At 39.8% G+C, this 20151-nt stretch carries 20 protein-coding genes and 2 tRNA genes; 11 read left to right on the top strand and 11 right to left on the bottom strand.

Annotated features, from left to right (window positions below; genetic code table 11):
* Positions 1–155: 155 nt before the first annotated feature.
* The 11 genes from pepN to ACT3S9_RS06700 form a co-directional block, all read right to left on the bottom strand.
* Entirely contained in the window at positions 156–2774 is a 2619-nt protein-coding gene (pepN, locus tag ACT3S9_RS06750) for an aminopeptidase N (protein ID WP_441833907.1), read from the bottom strand.
* Between the two features lie 75 nt (positions 2775–2849).
* Entirely contained in the window at positions 2850–4313 is a 1464-nt protein-coding gene (nhaC, locus tag ACT3S9_RS06745; protein WP_441833901.1) for a Na+/H+ antiporter NhaC, read from the bottom strand.
* Positions 4314–4490: 177 nt separating this feature from the next.
* Positions 4491–6548, bottom strand: coding sequence for a carboxy terminal-processing peptidase (gene prc / locus ACT3S9_RS06740; RefSeq protein WP_441833902.1), 2058 nt, complete (start codon positions 6546–6548; stop codon positions 4491–4493).
* A gap of 26 nt (positions 6549–6574) precedes the next feature.
* Positions 6575–7225 (bottom strand): RNA chaperone ProQ, encoded by a 651-nt coding sequence (proQ, locus tag ACT3S9_RS06735; RefSeq protein WP_441833903.1) that lies wholly within the window; start codon positions 7223–7225, stop codon positions 6575–6577.
* 15 nt (positions 7226–7240) lie between these two features.
* Positions 7241–7519, bottom strand: coding sequence for a hypothetical protein (locus tag ACT3S9_RS06730; protein WP_441833904.1), 279 nt, complete (start codon positions 7517–7519; stop codon positions 7241–7243).
* A complete protein-coding gene (locus tag ACT3S9_RS06725; RefSeq protein ID WP_441833905.1) occupies positions 7516–7977 on the bottom strand; it encodes a GAF domain-containing protein in 462 nt (153 codons plus the stop codon). The genes ACT3S9_RS06730 and ACT3S9_RS06725 overlap by 4 nt, the downstream gene beginning before the upstream one ends.
* A gap of 116 nt (positions 7978–8093) precedes the next feature.
* Positions 8094–8498, bottom strand: a complete 405-nt coding sequence (locus ACT3S9_RS06720) for a hypothetical protein (RefSeq protein WP_441833906.1) — start codon at positions 8496–8498, stop codon at positions 8094–8096.
* A 223-nt stretch (positions 8499–8721) separates the two neighbouring features.
* Entirely contained in the window at positions 8722–9996 is a 1275-nt protein-coding gene (gene ltrA, locus ACT3S9_RS06715) for a group II intron reverse transcriptase/maturase (protein WP_086960535.1), read from the bottom strand.
* A 770-nt stretch (positions 9997–10766) separates the two neighbouring features.
* Positions 10767–10857, bottom strand: a tRNA-Ser gene (locus tag ACT3S9_RS06710).
* Between the two features lie 53 nt (positions 10858–10910).
* Positions 10911–11001, bottom strand: a tRNA-Ser gene (locus ACT3S9_RS06705).
* A 153-nt stretch (positions 11002–11154) separates the two neighbouring features.
* The gene (locus tag ACT3S9_RS06700) at positions 11155–12291 is read right to left on the bottom strand and encodes an ISAs1 family transposase (protein ID WP_008466968.1); all 1137 of its coding nucleotides are present in this window, start codon (positions 12289–12291) and stop codon (positions 11155–11157) included.
* A gap of 210 nt (positions 12292–12501) precedes the next feature.
* On the opposite strand from ACT3S9_RS06700, the gene ACT3S9_RS06695 reads away from it, so the two are divergent.
* The 11 genes from ACT3S9_RS06695 (at position 12502) to ACT3S9_RS06645 (ending at position 20134) form a co-directional block, all read left to right on the top strand.
* Positions 12502–13167, top strand: coding sequence for a Bax inhibitor-1/YccA family protein (locus ACT3S9_RS06695; protein WP_441836115.1), 666 nt, complete (start codon positions 12502–12504; stop codon positions 13165–13167).
* A gap of 55 nt (positions 13168–13222) precedes the next feature.
* A complete protein-coding gene (gene tusD / locus ACT3S9_RS06690) occupies positions 13223–13576 on the top strand; it encodes a sulfurtransferase complex subunit TusD (RefSeq protein ID WP_441836116.1) in 354 nt (117 codons plus the stop codon).
* Entirely contained in the window at positions 13573–13929 is a 357-nt protein-coding gene (tusC, locus tag ACT3S9_RS06685) for a sulfurtransferase complex subunit TusC (protein ID WP_441836117.1), read from the top strand. Before tusD ends, tusC begins: the two co-directional genes overlap by 4 nt.
* Positions 13926–14192: a DsrH/TusB family sulfur relay protein gene (locus tag ACT3S9_RS06680; protein WP_441836118.1), complete on the top strand. Its 267-nt coding sequence runs from the start codon at positions 13926–13928 to the stop codon at positions 14190–14192. The genes tusC and ACT3S9_RS06680 overlap by 4 nt, the downstream gene beginning before the upstream one ends.
* A gap of 3 nt (positions 14193–14195) precedes the next feature.
* On the top strand, positions 14196–14525 hold the full coding sequence (locus ACT3S9_RS06675) for a TusE/DsrC/DsvC family sulfur relay protein (RefSeq protein ID WP_441836119.1): 330 nt from the start codon (positions 14196–14198) through the stop codon (positions 14523–14525).
* Positions 14526–15176 (top strand): pseudouridine synthase, encoded by a 651-nt coding sequence (locus ACT3S9_RS06670; protein WP_441836120.1) that lies wholly within the window; start codon positions 14526–14528, stop codon positions 15174–15176.
* 157 nt (positions 15177–15333) lie between these two features.
* Positions 15334–16434, top strand: a complete 1101-nt coding sequence (mnmA, locus tag ACT3S9_RS06665; RefSeq protein ID WP_441836121.1) for a tRNA 2-thiouridine(34) synthase MnmA — start codon at positions 15334–15336, stop codon at positions 16432–16434.
* Complete coding sequence (gene hflD, locus ACT3S9_RS06660) at positions 16434–17036, top strand: high frequency lysogenization protein HflD (protein WP_441836122.1); 603 nt, start codon at positions 16434–16436, stop codon at positions 17034–17036. The genes mnmA and hflD overlap by 1 nt, the downstream gene beginning before the upstream one ends.
* Positions 17037–17071: 35 nt before the next feature.
* Complete coding sequence (purB, locus tag ACT3S9_RS06655; protein ID WP_441836123.1) at positions 17072–18442, top strand: adenylosuccinate lyase; 1371 nt, start codon at positions 17072–17074, stop codon at positions 18440–18442.
* A 77-nt stretch (positions 18443–18519) separates the two neighbouring features.
* Complete coding sequence (locus ACT3S9_RS06650) at positions 18520–19665, top strand: JmjC domain-containing protein (protein ID WP_441836124.1); 1146 nt, start codon at positions 18520–18522, stop codon at positions 19663–19665.
* 10 nt (positions 19666–19675) lie between these two features.
* Complete coding sequence (locus tag ACT3S9_RS06645) at positions 19676–20134, top strand: GNAT family N-acetyltransferase (protein WP_441836125.1); 459 nt, start codon at positions 19676–19678, stop codon at positions 20132–20134.
* Positions 20135–20151 lie beyond the last annotated feature (17 nt).

The raw sequence follows: 20151 nt of genomic DNA, 5'->3' as shown, positions 1-20151 counted from the left end.
CCAATACTTCAGATAAATGGCCGTAGGTGTTTAGCGGCAAAACATACTGTTTTGCCGCTATCTTAAATAATTTACACTGATGTATATTTTCCATCGTAATAGTCGATACACTCCTGATAACTCATATTTAATGAGAAATAGAGTTCTGTCATGATTTATTGCAGTGCTTTGTCCACTTTCTCGTACAAATCATGACTTAAGTCATCAAGTTTAGACAATCGCTGCAACTGAGCTTTCATTGCCAGTGAGCGGCTTTCATCATAACGGCGCCATGACATAAACGGCGTGAGCATTCTCGAGGCGTTCTGTGGATTAATAGCATTAAGCTTAACGAGTAAATCACCTAATAACTTATAACCTTCACCATCAGCACGATGGAATTGCTCTATATTAAAGTGACTAAAACTGCCTACTAAGGCTCGTACACGGTTTGGATTACCTAAATCAAAACATGGGTGTTCATACAAGCGCGTTATGTTGGTAATCGCATTGTCACCATTTTGCATTGCTTGTAGCGCAAACCACTTATCCATAACCAGTACATCATGGCGCCATTGGCTATCAAAATGCGCCAATAGTTCATCACTTAATGGGTGCTGGGCTTTTACAACACTCCCTAAGGCGCCAAGCACATTCGTCATATTACTTGATAAAGCTTGTGCTTTAAGTAAAGCATCTATATTTGCTTGCATGGATGCATCTAAGGCCGTGTTTTGCTTCGCCAAATAATATAAACAGATTCCTTTTAGTGCTCTAGCTGCAACAGCAGCTTCATTTAACGAGCCGTCATCGTCAAGTGCTTGGTAACAGCTAAGAAGCTGCTCGTTAAGTTGTACCGCAATTTGTTGCTCAAACTGTTTGCTAATAGAAATTAACTGATCAACAGGGATCACTTCAAACTCGCCCGCTAAAGTATCAAAGCTTGGAAGCTTTAACAGCTCGGCGATAAGGGCTAAATCACCTTCACGTTCAGATATAAGTACATTTAACGCATTAATAATCGCATCACTAAGTATTGGCTGAGTTTGGTTTTCGTTGATGGCTTGTTTTACTGCGCCTATAAATAACCGTTGCTGCGCATCCCAACGAGAAAAGTCACTACGAGCAAAGCGCATAATGTGTAATAAATCATGTTCACTATTATCTTGCTCTACAATGCACGGTGCTGAAAAATCTTCGAGTAGCACGGCAACCGGTTGAGCATCAATATTTTCAAAAATAAACTCGTGCTCACTCTGTGTTACATCAAGTACGTGATTAATTGATTTTCCTTCAAAACTAAGTGCAATACTTTGCCCTTCACTATCAAGTAATTCAATTGCAAACGGAATATGCTGTGGTTTATTATTCGGTTGATTTAATGGTGCATGCTGTGAAACATGTAACATGAATGTTTGTTTAACCGGATCATAATGCTGATCAACGACTAAACGTGGTGTACCTGCTTGATTATACCAACGCTTAAACTGGCTTAAATCAACACCTGATGCATCATTCATAGCTGCAACAAAATCATCACAGGTAACCGCTTGTCCATCATGGCGATCAATATATAGTGCCATACCTTTTTGAAAGTTGGTTTCGCCTAACAAAGTATGCATCATACGAATAACCTCAGCGCCTTTATCGTAGACGGTTACCGTATAAAAATTATTCATTTCAATTACTTTTTCAGGACGAATTGGATGCGCCATAGGCCCTGCGTCTTCACTAAATTGATGAGTACGCATTACTTTCACGGCATCAATACGGTTAAGTGCTCTAGAGCCAAGATCACTGCTAAACTCTTGATCGCGGAACACCGTTAAACCTTCTTTTAACGATAATTGAAACCAATCACGGCAAGTTACCCGGTTTCCTGTCCAGTTATGAAAATATTCGTGTCCGACAATCGACTCAATAGTATGAAAGTCTTTATCCGTTGCGGTCTCTTGATTGGCTAATACACATTTACTATTAAAAATGTTTAAGCCTTTATTTTCCATAGCGCCCATGTTGAAAAAATCAACGGCGACAATCATATATATATCTAAGTCATATTCAAGATTAAAGCGCTCTTCATCCCACTGCATCGACTTTTTTAAGGACGTCATTGCATGCGGTGTTTTTGCTAAATTACCTTTATCAACAAATAAAGCTAAGTCAATAGTTCTACCGCTTTTAGTAATAAAAGTATCTTCTACTACATCAAAGTCACCTGCAACCAAAGCAAATAAATAACTTGGCTTTTTAAACGGATCTTGCCATGTGGCAAAGTGGCGGCCATCTTCAAGCGTACCATCTGCAATTTTATTACCATTAGACAATAAATGCGGGTACTTTTTATCAGCAATAATAGTGACTTCAAAGGTCGCTAATATATCGGGTCTATCAAGATAATACGTTATTTTTCTAAACCCTTGTGCCTCACATTGTGTGCAATACGCACCTCCCGATAAGTATAGCCCTTCTAAAGAGGTATTTGTTTGCGGTGAGATTTCATTACAAATTGTCAGCTCACACACCTTAGGTAAATTATGCACGATTAATTGATCATCGCTTAATACATAATCATCGTAAGGTTTACCATCAACGATTAAATTGATAAGCGTTAAGTCAATGCCATCAAGGACCAGTGAAGTGTTATCCTCACTCATCCGCGTTAAGCTAAGTTTGGCTGTCACACGGGTATTTGTAGGCTTAAGATCAACATTTAGTTTTACATGCTTAATACTAAAATTCGGCGCTTGATAATCTTTTAAATATTGCGCTTGAGGCTTTTTATTTTCAGACATTTTAGTTTCAGACGTTTCGTTTTCAGACATAGTAGTGCTCCTAACATGCCCCTTAGTAAAAAGGAGCAATCAGTTTTAAGCTTGTTGCTTAGGTTTGATACGAAGAATTTTGATGCCTAAGTAGGCATAAATAACAGCTAAGAAAGGGTTTATTAGATTAAAAAAGGCATACAATGCATAATCAAACGGATTGATCAGTAATACGCTTTGCATATAGGCGCCACAAGTATTCCATGGAATAAGCGGGCTGGTAATAGTGCCGCCGTCTTCTAAGGTACGTGATAAGTTAACAGGCTTCAGGCCACGCTTTTCGTATTCTTCTTTATACATGCGTCCAGGTACTACAATAGCAATATATTGGTCTGCGGCAATCACATTAGTACCAATACAAGTAGCAATCGTTGCTGTAATTAATGAACCGGTACTTTTTGCAATGCGCAAAATACTTTTTACAAACACATCAAGTAAGCCTGTTTTTTCCATAATCGCGCCAAACATCAACGCCGTCATGATTAACCATGTGGTTGTCAGCATTCCAGACATGCCACCACCGCTGAGTAATGAGTCCATTTTGTCATCACCCGTTACAATGCTAAAACCATCAAAAAAGGTCGTCCAAACTAGCTTAAAATATCCAACCAATTGACCTTGAGAAAGATCAATTTGACTGGCAATTAAGTCTGACTGAAATAACATAGCCCAAACAGCCCCCATCACCGCACCAATAGAAATAGCAGGGAATGCCGGCATTTTTTTCATTGCTAACACAAGCAAAACTAAAAGCGGTACCAACATTTCAAGGCCAATATTAAAATTCTGCTCTAAAATAGCGGTAATGTCATCAATGCGCCCTGCTTCACCTGACGCTGTAGCATTAAAACCCATAAATATAAAAATGATTAATGCAATTACAAAGCTTGGAACGGTGGTCCAAAGCATATGCTGGATATGTTCAAATAAATCAGCGCCAACAACTGCAGGCGCTAAATTAGTAGTTTCTGATAGTGGGCTTAGCTTATCTCCAAAGTAAGCGCCAGATATAACCGCGCCTGCCGTCACGACTTGCTCTAACCCAAGGCCTGAAGCCACACCAAGTAAAGCAACACCAATTGTAGCTGCGGTTGTCCATGAACTCCCAATACTCATTGCCACAACGCCGCAAATTAAGCAGCTAGCTGCATAAAACCAGCTTGGGTTGATTACTTGTAAACCATAGTAAATTAACGTAGGCACGGTACCTGAAAGTAGCCAAGTACCAATCAAAGCGCCGACCATAAGTAAGATCAAGATAGCACCTAGCGATAAAGTGATGCCTTCAATCATTGCATCTTCCAGCTTTTTCCAGGTATACCCATTTTTTAAGCCGATTAAAGCCGCAGTGAAAGTAGCAAACAATAGGGCAATTTGGTTTGGTCCTGACGAGGAGCTGTCACCAAATAAATAGACAGCTGCGCCAAGTAAACAAATCAGCACTGAGATAGGAACTAAAGCATCGAAGAAGCTTGATTGTTTAATGGATTTATCTTGTTGTTGCTGCAAAATAGCGTCTCCAACACGTTTTTAATAACGTGTAATTATTATTTTTTTAATATATGTTGTTGTCATAGTATTAAGGCATTTTGCTTCATCTAAGTTAGAGGATGAGTATACCAAGTGTATTTGTTTTAGGCAGCAAAAAAGGCGCGAATGCGCCTTTTTTATTGGATGGGAAAGCAACTATTTTTTAGCTAAACGACCATATTTTATGTAATCTTGCGTGATCAGTGCCGCTTCTTCTAAGAATGGATCTAGTTCATCTAACACCTCAGGTACATCATCAAGATTTTCAACTGGCTTTTCGCCTAAGCGTTTTAACCTTTCATTAGTACGTGTTAAGGCACGAGCTTTACCTTCTTCTTCCTCATTTTCACGCTTAGCCTCAACTAACGTGATGGTCTTTTTATCTTTCTCTTCATTATAGCGAGTAATATCTTCAAATACATAACCAAATTCAGGTTCAGATTTAATTCGCGTATCATGAAGTTTAGCTAAATAATTAATAGCAGGTTTTAAGTTATTAACAGGTGTATATTTAGCACGAATAATACTATCCCACGGCAAGGCATTGTCTTGCTCACTTTCACCCCATTCATCAGGATCAATTGCTGAAGGGAATGAAATATCTGGAATCACACCTTTGTGCTGCGTACTACCACCGTTGATACGATAAAACTTAGCGATAGTGTATTGTACGCTGCCAATAGGGTTGTCGTATAAGTCATATGCACGCTCAAGGCCTTTATGTTGTTGTACAGTACCCTTACCAAATGTTTGCTCACCAATAATTACTGCACGACCATAATCTTGTAATGCTGCGGCAAATATTTCAGAAGCTGATGCACTATAACGGTCAACCAAAACTGTTAATGGACCATCATAAAAAGTGATGCCATCACGGTCTTTTTGCTCTTCAATACGATTGTTCAATGTATGAATTTGTACCACAGGGCCTTGATCGATAAATAAGCCAGTAAGTTGTGTTGCTTCGTATAATGACCCGCCGCCATTTTGGCGAAGATCAATAATGATACCGTCTACTTTCTCATCTCTTAATTTCGTTAATTCAACTTTAACGTCTTTAGACAAGTTATTATAAAAGCCAGGGATTTCAATTACGCCAATCTTGCTGGTTAAATCAGAGTAATTAGCTTCAAATACTTCTGATTTAGCAGCTCTGTCTTCGAGGCGAATTTTATCACGAACAATTTTCACTTCTTTTGGTGTGCCGTGTGCGTCAGAGCCTTTTAAGTATTGTAAACGTACCGTTGTGCCTTTTGGTCCTTTAATTAAATCAACCACATCATCTAAGCGCCAACCAATTACATCTACAAACTCCTCGCCTTCTTGCGCAACACCAATAATTTTATCATCTGCTTTGATTTGCTCAGACTTATCAGCCGGACCACCCGGTACAAGACTACGAATAACCGTATAATCTTCGTCAAAAGTTAATACAGCCCCAATGCCTTCCAGCTCTAGGTCCATATCCATTTTAAATTGTTCAGCACGCCGAGGAGATAAATAAGAAGTGTGCGCTTCAATACTTCGCGCAAATGAATTCATCATTATTTGAAAAGCATCTTCACTATTCGTTTGTACTAAACGTTTTTGTGCGTTGTGATAGCGTTTAACTAGCACTTCTTTTATACCAGCCCAATCTTTGCCCGTCATTTTTAAACGTAGTGCATCATATTTAACACGCTCACGCCAAAGTTCATCTAGCTCAGCTTGAGTTTCAGCCCATTTAGCGTCTTCACGGTCATAAAGATACTCATCTTCTTTATCAAAAGTCATTTCCTTTTCAAGCAAAGAAAGTGAATAATCATAACGTTCAAAGCGGCGTTGCATACTAATATTAAAAATATTGTAGGCAAAATCTAATTTACCAGTAGACAGTGCATTATCAAATTGATCGCGGTATTGCTGAAATGACGCAACATCCGCAGCCAAGAATACACTTTTATTAAAATCAAGGGATTCGATATAACGTTCAAATATTTTTTCTGCTAAAGCATCGTCAAATCGAATAGGTTTGTAATGAGCGCGAGTAAATAAGTTTGTCACTCTTTTGCTAACCGTACTATGTTGACTTTCTTGCTCTAATACAGGCAAGTCATTTGCCGTCAATACATCAGCAACCTCTGTAGCAACCTCTGTAGCAACCTCTGTCGCTGCAAATAATGAACCTGAAAATAGGGCCGCAACTAACGGAATGAGCGTAAACTTCTGACTCATACACAACTCCTTAATTTATCTACAGCTTATATAATGTATAAGCTGTCTGCTTTAGTTTTAACTTGCATGCCAGTCACTAATTCAACATGAACATCTTCTTTGTTCACTTCAGTGATTGTTGCATTAACAAGTGCTTGGCCTAGTTTAACTTTTACTTTGTTATTAACCTTGACCTCACTGGCTGGTAAAGGTTCAATTTTTCCTGAACGTTTAACCGGTGCAGCTTTAGCTGGTTTGCTATTTGGCTTAGCATTCTTTTCGCCATTTTTAGCAAATTGAGTTGGTTTCTTTTTGAAGGACTTGCTATCGGAATCTTGACGTGGACGCTGCTGTTTTTTGCGTTTAGCCATTTTCGCACGACTTTCTTCAAGGGCTTTTTGAGCATGATCGATATGTTCTTGCTCAACTTTTTCAGCTTGGTTGCCATCAAGATCAATACGAAACTCTGATTTGGTGACCGCTTCTAAATAGCGCCAATTTGAGGTGTATTTCCTAAGCGCTTGACGAACTTGCGTTTTACTAACCTTTTCTGAGCCTTCAATGCGCTCAGCGATATCTTTAAAGATACCGACTTTAAGCGGCTTGATACCGTCTTTTTGTTTAAAACATTGCGGGAATTCTTGATATAAAAATTCTAGCACTTCATTAATATCTTTTAGCTTGTTTGTGGTTTCCATTCTTAGAACCTTTTATTACATCTTTTCATCAAGTGACGAATCGACATAGTGTGTTACCCAGTCGGTCAACTCTTCGAACTCAGCCTCTACAAGCGCCATATCGCCACGAAGGTGTTCCCAAATACCATTAATAATTTCATCGATTAACTCTGTCCCAAGATCGTCAGGAAGACGATCCCAAGCAATATGAATTAAATCGTTGAGCGTTTCCGCTACGTGTTCTTCATCTCCTTCCCAATCACCAACATCGGTGTTGCCAAAAAGATAATCTTGTACATTTAGTAGATCTTTCATACTAAATTAGCCTCAAAAACCGCAATAAGCGCTTCAAGACCTTGTTGGTCATCAATATCAAACCGAGCAATACTCGGGCTGTCTATATCAAGCACCGCAAACAGCTTTCCTTCTTTCATAATAGGAATAACTACTTCTGAATTTGACGCTGCATCACAAGCTATGTGGCCCGCAAATGCATGAACATCTTCAATAAGTTGTGTTTGCGCTGTTTGTGCAGCGGTTCCGCAGACACCCTTTCCAACAGGAATACGTATACATGCAGGATTGCCTTGAAAAGGCCCAAGCACTAATTCTTGAGGTGAATCCATTAAATAAAAGCCCGCCCAATTTACATCATCTAAAGAGGTAAATAACAGCGCGCTAATGTTTGCCATATTGGCAATAATGTTTGATTCACCTGCAATCAGTGATTCAGTTTGTTTAACTAATGACTGGTAAAACGCTTGCTTTTGCATACCAAACTACTTCTTATTAAACATACAGTAGGTAAAGGTACTCTTTGTGAAGAATAATTGGAACCTTTTACAGGCAAAAAAAACTAAATTTCCTCAAGTTTCAGTGAGCTTGGCTATTATTTCTGCGATTGTGGGTTGTCTTGTTTAATGGCTCCTAAGCGTAAGCCATATAAAAATAACCCTGCAGCTAATGCTGACATCAACGTATTTATTAAAAACACCATTCCAGAGGTCGCACTCAATAAGTAACTAAAAATAGCCCCACCTAATAACCCAAGCGTAAGCACACCTGAATAATTGACTTTGGCATACTTAAGCATTAGCAGATAACCTGGCACCACAAACGCCGCCATCGTTAAACCTACAATATGGCCATTGGCAATTGCACTCATCAGTAAATTAAAAAAAATACTCATAGGATTACCATTTAATGTCAGTGCGTAATAAGCACCTAAACAGCAACCAATAATTATAGGTGATAGTAATGAAAGCCCTACACTTTTAGCTAAACGATGTTTCATTAATTTTCCTCGCAGGGAGACTATTAAAAATAAAGCATGCATTAAGTTTTTAAGGAGATAAATAGAGACATAGGTCGTATTTTTGTATTGAGAAGATTAAATATACAAATAAAGGTATGCGTTAAAACACATCGAGTAGGGTGAGGCTTATGCCTCATCCCTCTCACAGAACCGTACGTACGGACCTCGTATACGGCTCCTGTACCCTTCACATTTTATCAACTTATTTCCTAAACGCCGATAAAGCAAGCCATCCCGTATTCACTTTTTCTATTGGATATAAACCAAGCTCCTCAAACCATTGGTTTGGCATCGATACACAAGATAAAGGGCTTAGTGAGTTACGCCACGAGTTCATCTTAATGAACTTAAACGGTGGCTTTTTTCCTAACTGCTTTAGTCGTCGATGTAGCCTTGATGGCTTCTTCCACAACCTCAGCTGTATTGCCCTTAGTCTTCGTCTGATCCAACCTGCCAAGGCTTTTAGCTCTCGTTTACAATTGGCTATACTAAAATAATTTACAAAACCGCGCACAACTGGATTTAGCCGTTTTATTACTTCTGCTAAATTTATGCCGCCGTTACGTTTTGTTAATTGCTTCACTTTTTGTTTAAACCCGATGAGTTTTGATGCTTGTATCCGTGTCCACTGGCTACCTATCTCTACTCCCAAAAACTTCACTCCTTTGCTGCTATGAGCAATATGGGTTTTATTTTGGTTCACGGTTAATTTCAAGTCTCGCTCTAGTATCTGGGTGGATGCCTTAAGTGCTTCTTGCGCTGCTTTTTCTGTGCTGCACAAAATCAAGATATCATCTGCATACCTCACTATTCGGTGATTACGCTTTTTCATTTCTTGATCGAAAGCATCTAGGTAGATATTGGCCAATAACGGGCTAATTACGCCACCTTGTGGGCTTCCTATCGTACTAGCCTCCCAGTGTTCACCTATCATTACTCCGCTTTTTAAGAACTGATTAATCAGTTTTAAAATACTACCGTCCGTCACTTTGCGTCTAACACTCCTAATTATCAAAGCATGATCAAGCAGGTCAAAACACTTCGACAAATCCATGTCTACGACCCAGTCGCGATGGTATTTACGGATAAATACACTTGCTTTACTGATAGCGTCATGACAGCTTCGTTTCGGCCTATACCCATAACTCGATGGGTGAAAGTCGATGTCGAATATCGGTTGGAGTATGTTCAATAGTGTTTGTTGCACTATTCGGTCTCGAACTGCGGGGATACCTAGCATTCTGACACCGCCATCATCTTTGGGTATTTCCACCCGTTTGACAGGTTGTGCCCTATATTGCTTGGTTTGCAGCTCAAGTTGCAGTTGTTTTAAGTTTGCTTCTAAATTCAGGGCGAATGCGCCTACGGTCTGCCTATCTATTCCGGCCGCTCCTTTAGCTGCTTTCACTTTTTTGAATCCCTTGTACAGGTTATTAATGTCTAATAATTGTCCGTACAAGCTGTAGTAAACTGTCATTTTCTGCCTTTGCTTGCGGTATGTCTGCTCGTGTCACTCTACTTATCGCTGATTCTTCATGATGACATTAGGTGTGCTAGCCTTTTTTGGCAATCTGCCTAAGTGGTCAGTCATTACTCCATTGCTCGCCCTTCAATTCTCAGCGTCTACATTCCTGTTTGGCCGTCATATTTTGGCTATTTCCGTCGAAATACTTGTGAGCCGATAAACAAAAGTTCCCGTCTTTCATACGCTTAAAGAATACTTCCCCCCTTCGCAATCAATTAAAGCTTTTGGCTAAAGTTGACCCCATCAAACATAATGTTGATGGTCGGCTTGGTTTTCCCCTCCACACCATTACTGGCTTTCATCGGCCTAGCCTTACTCACTACTACGGGTTCATCTGCCACCTCACACCGACACTAAATCTTGGCTTTCACCTTGAATTTAGGCCACTTACTCTCATTAAGTTTAGATGCCAGGCTTCCCCAGTTACTGCACTGGCTCCCTGTTAGAAATCCCACCCTCAAGCACAGTATTGGTCTGACTAAGTATAGGGCGTTGCGCTATTTTGCACGCTGACCCACCAATACTGCCGAAACAGGTTACGGTTAGTTGTGTACCTCTAACTTCTTATGGCTTCCTTCAGACCCCACCGTTGGCCAGTGACGCCCTTGCCATTCAGATTATCTTCCCCTTAGTCAGGGTGATAAGGCATCTTTCAGCCTATCGGGTTTGCCAGCTTCGCTGGGCAAACAAAAAAGCCCGCTATTTAGCGGGCTTACTTGTAGTGGTGGAGAGATAGGGATTTGAACCCTAGAGGGGCTACAAACCCCTGCCGGTTTTCAAGACCGGTGCATTCGGCCACTCTGCCATCTCTCCGAAACTGCTATAAGTCACGAGTAAGAGTGTACTCATAACTATTTTAAATTAGGTGGTGGAGAGATAGGGATTTGAACCCTAGAGGGGCTATAAACCCCTGCCGGTTTTCAAGACCGGTGCATTCGACCACTCTGCCATCTCTCCGACGGCGTGCATAATAGTGAAGGTTACTGTGTTTGTGAAGCTTTTTTTTAAAAAAGTTGTTTAAGTGATTAAAAAAACATTAAATTGCTCATTTACAGTGCATAGTGTATAAAAAACCTGCAGCAATGAACTTTTCTTTTTATTTATCCACGGCTAGCGCATTTTAATCCCAGACTCTAGCAGGGTTGAGCGGTAATCATCGTCTAGCCCTGCCATTTTCTTTTTCCTCGCCATACTTGCTGACTTAGATGCATCTTGTTTAAAAAGCGCCATGGCTATCTTTCGCATTACATTAAACATTAATGGCCCTTGAAGTTTGCGTATTCTCGATTCATCTTCTCTGAAGTTCATATCAAGCATCCAATGCATGCTTTCAACCTGCCAGTGACTGCGTACTGCATTGAGTGCTTGCGCTGCATTTAAGTCTAATGAACTTATATACCAGCGTGTTTCAGTGGTATCCGACCCTGCCGACTTATCATGAACTTCAGCCCTGACCTTAATAATACTCGTTAAGCCAGGCCAACGATAATCCTTGCCTAGCCAGCTTTTATCTATAAGTAACTGCTGGCATGTACGTGTTTCAACACGCCCATGTCCTGAGCTTATTTCGGTATGTTCATCACAATTATGCTTAGTTAACCTTTCACGCTCGCACTTGTGCCACCACGCTTCTAGTTCCTTTTGCATGCCTGAATGATTACCTTTAAGTGCAAGAATATAATCTGCTTTTTGTTGGATGATTTGTTTTGCTATTTCTTGTTGGCATCCCATCGCATCTAACGTAATGATACTGTTTTCAATATCGAGCAGGGTGAGTAATTCTGGTATTGCGGTGATTTCATTTGTTTTATTATCAACAGCCGTCTGCCCAAGCACTAACTGGTGTTGGCAACTCCATGCACTGACCGTGTGTAAGGCACTTTTTCTGTCTTTTGTGGTAAATGAACGCCGTGCGGTTTTGCCATCGATAGCGATGATATCTGCACCTGTAGTTTCAATCAGTGATGATATCCAAGATTGAAATGCCCTTTCTATTTCATTTGCTTTTAACCGACACATGACGCGAGCAATCGTGTCATGTTTTGGAATTCCTGCGTTGAACGTGCCGTATTTTTTTAACCAATCAAGCTTTAGGTGCCCAAAGTCTTCAATATCTTCCCATCCTTCTGCACCAGAGAGTACAGCGCTAATAGCAAGGAGAAGAATATCGATAAGTTCATGCTTTTTACAACGTTCAATGCGAGGATCTGTAATTGAATTAAAATGTTTCAGAAAAGTAGTGCTCATATTTATGCGACCAAGTAATTATTATGCCTTGATCTGATCACTACTTGCTCTATAAGTTCAATTTATAATGATCTTGCCGTGTTTATTTATCTCTCTATTGAACTACAAAGGTTTGCCCAAATATATAAGTCTTGGTAATCTAACTTAAGTTATAAAATCTAGTTGGTTATTACAACTTAATAAACAGGTTTCATTTAAAGGAGCTCTACAATGGCATTTAATCACTCGTACAATACCGCTAACCCGGTTATGTCGACCGTTGAAACAAACAAAGTATTAAAGAATACTTATTTCTTACTGGCCATGACATTAGCATTTAGTGCAGTGACAGCCGGTATTTCAATGGCCTTAAACCTACCTTACTTTATGGGTTTGGTTTTTACTTTAATTTCGTTTGGCTTACTTTTTGTAGTCAATAAAAAAGCAGAAAGCGCATCAGGCGTAGCTTGGGTTTTTGCTTTTACAGGTTTGATGGGCGCAGGTCTTGGGCCGCTTCTAAACTACTATGCAGCAATGCCTAATGGAGCAATGTTAATTATGCAAGCATTAGGCTCTACTGCATTAATTTTCTTTGGTTTATCTGCTTATGCACTTAATACTAAAAAAGATTTCTCATTTATGGGCGGTTTTTTAACGGTTGGATTGTTAGTCGTTATCGTTGCCAGTATCGTTAACATCTTCATCGGCAGCTCGCTAATGTTTATGGTGTTAAACGCTGCGGTGGTATTAATCATGTCAGGTTTAATCTTGTTTGATACAAGCCGTATTATCAACGGTGGTGAAACCAACTATATCCGCGCTACGGTATCTTTATACTTAAGCGTATATAACTTATTTACTTCATTACTTGCTTTACTCGGCGCAAATAATGACTAATTAAAAAGTTCTGTTAAAATAGCTCCTTTCTAGGGGCTTTTTTTTTGGATTTATTTTGGCAAAATTTGTTCTTTCTCTTCATACTGCACCAACTGATCATGACACGGTTCAGCGGCTGATTAAATTTATCAACGCATGTGTTGATAAACAGCATACTATTGCCGCAGTATTTTTATACCAAGCAGGCGTTTATCATGCTAGTAACCACCTTGAACTTGCCTCTGATGAGCTTAATGTCCCTGCTTTATGGCAATCAGTTAGCGCACTTAATATTCCCTTATTATTATGTGTCACCGCAGCAGAGAAGCGCGGCGTAGATATCACTAATACAGCCCCATTCACTGTCGCGGGCCTCGCTGAGTTTGCCATGCTTGCCAGTGAATCAGACAAGTGGGTGCAATTTAAATGAAAAATATTTTAGTTCTCAGTCAGCACAGTCCATTTGACGATCAGCATATTCGTGAAGCCCTTGATACCACCTTGATATTCGCCGCTATTGAACAAAACATTAGCTGGCTTTTTAGTGGCTCAGCAGTCCTTGCTTTAAAAGCTGCACAACAACCACAAACCATAGGTTTAAAAAATCACTTCAAAACGATTAAAACACTGGAACTATATGATGTAGAAAACGTTTATATATGCGAGAAGTCAATGATTGATCACAACTTGAAGCAGTCAGAATTACTGTTACCCGTAAAAGTCGTGAGCTTTGAACAACAACGACAATTACTTAAACAACAGCAGCAGGTTGTTACTCTATGAGCACATTACATATTTTTGCAAAACCGGCCTCTCACTATATCGGCCATGAGTTAGAAAAACGGATAAGTAAAGATGACAGCGTAATACTTGTCAGTGATGCCTGTTATAGCACAGAGCAATTTAAGCAGCTTTCAAATCAATTATATATTTTAAAAGAAGATGCATTCGCTCGAAACACCACTTTTAATGAAAACGATGCAGCAATAGATTATGCCGCATTTGTTGATTTAACCTTAAATACCGATAATACAATTAGCTGGTAACAGATGCTCAAATTTAACAATCAACACATAACAACTGACAAACAAGGCTATTTACTCGACAGTAACGATTGGTCTGAGGCGCTTGCACCCGTTATTGCCGAACAAGAGAATATTACACTCAGTGAATCTCATTGGGAGGTTATTCATTTTGTGCGAGATTTTTACCTTGAATATAACACCAGCCCTGCCATTCGTATGTTGGTAAAAGCAATGGCTAAAGCGCTAGGAGAGGACAAAGGTAACAGTATTTATTTATATAAACTATTCCCTAAAGGCCCCGCTAAACAAGCCACTAAAATAGCAGGTTTACCCAAGCCGGCACGGTGTATATAAATGCCTGCTAAAAAGCCATATAAATCATTGAGTCGTAATAGCGGACGAACTTATACGCGTAAACCTGTAAAGCGCGAAACTAAACCGCCTATTAGCCCCGATGAACGTAAAGTCGTGTTATTCAATAAACCCTTTGATGTACTTTGCCAGTTTACTGACGATCAAGACCGGCAAACCCTAGCTGACTTTATAAAGATAAAAAACGTTTACGCCGCAGGTCGTCTTGATAAAGACAGCGAAGGCTTACTGCTACTAACAAATTGCGGAAAACTACAACACACTCTTACAGAACCGAATAAAAAAACGGCTAAAACTTATTGGGTGCAAGTTGAGGGAGAGCCCACTCAAGCATCTATTAATGCACTGTGTAAAGGTGTTGAACTAAAAGATGGCCTAACAAAACCCGCTAATGTAAAGGTTATGCAAGCCCCCGATATTTGGCCACGCAACCCACCCGTTCGAGAGCGAAAGTCAATCCCAACAAGCTGGATTGAAATAACCATAACAGAAGGACGTAACCGTCAAGTTAGACGTATGACTGCTCATATTGGCCACCCAACTTTACGGTTAATTCGCTACAGCATTGGTAAGTACACATTACATGGTATTGCCAATGGCGAACTTAACGTTATAAATAAGCCAAGTATTTAGCTGGCTTCTTTTAGTTTGCTAAATGACTAATTAATTCAGCCATTTTTAGCGTTTCAATTAGTGTTTAAAAGTGCCGCGATTTTGGCTGGTTTGAGCACTCAAAATCATGCTATAATCCCGGCCTTTCCAAGGCAGTTAAAAAGTAACAGCGAGTATTATGAGCGAAAATAATCACATTAAAGTCATCGTTGGTATGTCCGGCGGTGTTGATTCTTCTGTATCAGCGTATTTATTAAAGCAACAAGGCTATCAAGTTGAAGGCCTGTTTATGAAGAACTGGGAAGAAGATGACAATGATGAATATTGTGCTGCCGCTGATGATTTAAAAGACGCGCAAGCCGTGTGTGAAAAGCTCGATATTGAATTGCACACAATTAATTTCGCTGCTGAATATTGGGATAATGTGTTTGAGTACTTTTTAGAAGAGTACAAAGTAGGCCGCACACCTAACCCTGATGTCATGTGTAATAAAGAAATCAAATTCAAAGCATTCTTAGAATTTGCAGCCGGCGCCTTAGGTGCTGACTTCATTGCCACAGGACACTACGTACGCCGTGAGCTACGGGGTGATAAATATGTTATGTGTCGCGGTCTTGATGACAACAAAGATCAAAGCTATTTCTTATATACACTAAGCCATGAGCATATTGCCCAAACATTATTTCCCGTTGGTGATATCGCAAAGCCTGACGTACGCCGCATAGCAGAAGAGCAAGACTTAATTACCTACGATAAAAAAGACAGCACAGGCATTTGTTTTATCGGTGAGCGTAAGTTTAAAGATTTTTTACAAAAGTTCTTACCAGCACAACCTGGCATCATTGAAGATACCGACGGAAATAGTGTCGGTGAACATGAAGGCTTGATGTACCACACACTTGGCCAACGTAAAGGTCTGTTAATAGGTGGTCTGAAAGAGGGCTCAGGTGAACCTTGGTACGTGGTTGATAAAGACATTGCCCGTAACGTATTAATTGTTGGCCAAGGTAAAGATCACCCTCGCCTATTCAGTAATGGCTTAAACGCAGACCAACTACACTGGGTTGATCGTATAGGGCCTAAAGGCACAACACGATGCACTGTAAAAACTCGTTACCGCCAAGAAGACCTTCCGTGTACTTTATTGGTCGGTGATGATGGATTAGCCCGAGTGCTATTTGATGAGCCGCAAAAAGCGGTTACTCCCGGACAGTCTGCAGTTTTTTATGAGAATGAAATATGTTTAGGCGGCGGTATTATTGATTCGGTGATCAAATAATGAATGAACACCAAGTTATGGCCTTGGCTGCAATGTGCCAAGTTGCTAAGCAAGTACAAAAAATAGCGCAATATGGTTCAAGTAACGATTTTGAACTAGAAAAGTTATTAAACAGTATTATTCAAACATCGCCAGATTCTCCTGAAGATGTTTACCGAGGCAAAGATAATCTACGCGAAGGTTACAAAGCGCTAATAAATCAACTTAGTGCTGGTGCCCAAAAGGACGTTGAGATCGTCAAATATGTAGGTGGTTTAATGCAGCTAGAGCGCGCATTAAACTCTAAACCAGACAGTTTAAAAGAATTAGGTCGACGCATCGATGATATTCATCGTCGCCTCGAACACTTTTCAATTACGGATGACACCGTAATTGCAGGCCTTGCTGATATTTATTCTACGGTGCTAAGCCCCCTTGGGCATCGTATTCAGGTATATGGCAAGCCAGAGTTATTAAAACAACAACTCACGCAAAACAAAATCCGCGCATTATTATTAGCCGGAGTTCGTAGTGCTGTGTTATGGCGACAAATGGGCGGTAAACGCCGTAATTTTTTCTTTGCAAAAAGAAAAATACTCGCTATTGCTAAAAACCATATTTAATTATTATCGTTCAAAACTAAAATTTAGGAGTTATTATGGAGCTTTCAGCGTTAACCGCTATCTCTCCGGTGGATGGTCGCTACGGCAACAAAACCACTGAACTACGCAGTATTTTCAGCGAATTTGGCTTAATCAAATACCGCGTTAATGTTGAGGTTCGTTGGTTACAAGCCTTATCGCGCGCAAGCGAAATTAATGAAGTACCAGAATTTAGCGACCAGGCCAATGCCCTACTTAATGCCATTGTTGATAACTTCAGTGAAGCGGATGCACAGCGTGTTAAAGACATAGAAAGCACCACTAACCATGATGTTAAAGCCGTTGAATATTTATTAAAAGAAAAAGTAGCTGATAACGCTGAGCTTCATGCTGTTAACGAATTTATTCACTTTGCATGTACTTCAGAAGACATCAACAATCTATCTCATGGTTTAATGTTAACAGAAGCACGTAAAACAGTATTACTGCCTTATTGCGATAAGCTCCTAACTGCAATTAAAGACAAAGCCGTAGAATATAAAAATGTACCCATGATGACCCGTACTCACGGCCAACCTGCTACACCTTCTACAATGGGTAAAGAGTTTGCCAACGTATATATGCGTTTAAAGCGCCAACGTGACCAAATCGCTAACGTTGAAATACTCGGTAAAATCAATGGTGCTGTAGGTAACTACAATGCACACTTAAGCGCTTACCCTAATTACGACTGGCATAACCATGCAGAGCAATTTGTAACAAGCCTTGATCTTAGTTTTAATCCATTTACAACGCAAATTGAACCGCATGATTACATTGCTGAATTGTTTGATGCGATTGCGCGTTTTAATACAATTTTGCTTGATTTTAACCGTGACATTTGGGGTTATATTGCCCTTAGCCACTTTAAGCAAAAAACCATTGCTGGTGAAATTGGTTCATCAACCATGCCGCATAAAGTAAACCCAATTGATTTTGAAAACTCGGAAGGTAATTTAGGGCTTGCTAACGCTATTTTTTCTCACCTTGCGCAAAAGCTGCCTGTTTCTCGCTGGCAACGTGACCTTACCGACTCAACGGTTCTGCGTAACCTAGGTGTTGGTATGGGCTATACGCTAATTGCTTATCAATCAACCTTAAAAGGTGTTAGTAAATTAGAAGTAAACGAACAACGCCTACTGGATGAGTTAGATCAAAACTGGGAACTGCTTGCAGAGCCAATCCAAACAGTAATGCGTAAATATAGTATTGAAAAACCATATGAAAAGCTTAAAGATTTAACCCGTGGTAAGCGCGTTAATCAAGTTATTATGGCTGAGTTTATTGACGGTCTTGATTTACCAGAAGAAGCTAAAGTAGAAATGAAAAAACTAACACCGGCAAACTATATTGGCCGTGCTGTTGAGTTTATCGATAACCTAGCGTAACTATTTATTCGAGCAGTATTTAAAAAGCGAAAAGCTCTCCTTTCGCTTTTTTTATCTCGCCACTTTAGGTGTATAGCATGTATCAATTAGCAATTAACGATTTATCTAAGCAAGAATTTTTAAGCCAATACTGGCAAAAAAAGCCGCTATTGATAAAGCAAGGCTTTAAGCACTTTGTTGACCCACTTGATGCCAATGAGCTTGCAGGCTTAGCTATGGAAGAAAGTATCGAGTCGCGTATTATCACTAATCATGATAACCAATGGCATGCCTATCACGGACCATTTGAAGATTTTGAGCAACTTAGCGAGCAGCACTCCACCCTACTTGTGCAAGCTGTTGATCACTGGCATGGCGATGCCGCACAATTGCTCGAGCCATTTCGGTTTATTCCTAACTGGCGAATTGATGATTTAATGATCAGCTTTTCCACTCCAGGAGGTGGTGTTGGTCCACACCTTGACCAATACGATGTATTTATCATTCAAGGTGAAGGAAAACGTCATTGGCGCGTAGGCTTACCCGATAACAACCTTAGACAATTTGTAAAAAACAAAAGTTTGCTGCAAGTAGAACAGTTTGACGCAGTAATTGACTGTATTTTAGAACCAGGTGATATCTTATATATTCCGCCAGGTTGCCCGCACGAAGGTTATGCAGTTGAAAATGCATTAAATTACTCTGTCGGTTTTAGAGCCCCTAATCAACGTGATTTAATCTCGCAATTTGCCGATCATTTGATTGATACAGAACTTGGCAATAAGCGTTATAACGATCCTGCATTGGCACTGAGAGAGTCTAAAGGAGAGTTAAGTAACGATGAAGCACAGCAAATTAAACAATTAATGATAGCAGCAATAGAAGACGAAACTGTGTTTAAAACCTGGCTTGGCAATAGTATTAGCCAACCAAAGCATGACATGGACTTAGCACCACCTGAGCAGCCTTACACCTTAGCCGATTTGAAAGACTTATTAGTTGATGACGATATCGTATTTGAACGCCTAGGTGGGACTCGTGCGGTTTATCAAGTATTAGACGATTCAGTATTACTAAGTATTAATGGCACTAATTATTTACATGACTTAACGTGTTTAGCAGATATTAAATTACTTAGCGATAATAACACTATTGCAGCAAGCGAAATAAATAGTTCAAAAAACAACCATACATTTTTAAAAACCTTCACTATATTATTAAATGAGGGTATTTGGTTTTGTTAGGAGTGCAATTATGGGCTATCGAATTGACAAAGTTGAATGGAAGATCAATAAAGAATTGCTACAACAAATAAGAGAGCGAGTTTTTGTTTGTGAGTTACACATTCCCAAACATATTGAGTTTGATGCACTTGATAACACCGCCCAACATATTTTAGTTACTGATGATACTCAATGCCCAGTCGCCACTGGGCGTTTATGCAATGATGGATTGATAGGTCGTATTGCTGTATTACCCGAACACCGTAACCGCAGTGTTTATAAATCACTATTAACGTTTATCGTGCAACTAGCTCAACAACAAGGCTGTGATTCAGTTAGTATCAATTGTATTTTAAATGAAGTTGAACGCTTTAAAAGCAATGGCTTTGCTACCGAAGGACATGTTTTTATGGAGGCTGGCATCGCAAGGCAGCGTATGCAATGCCCTATAAATCAATTTGTTACTAAACCATTTACCTTAGTCCACTGATACGCCATACATAAAGT

It is taken from the genome of Pseudoalteromonas sp. AOP31-A2-14 (assembly GCF_052378035.1).
In the GTDB taxonomy this organism is placed as follows: domain Bacteria; phylum Pseudomonadota; class Gammaproteobacteria; order Enterobacterales; family Alteromonadaceae; genus Pseudoalteromonas.
This window is presented reverse-complemented; position numbering and strand designations above follow the sequence as displayed.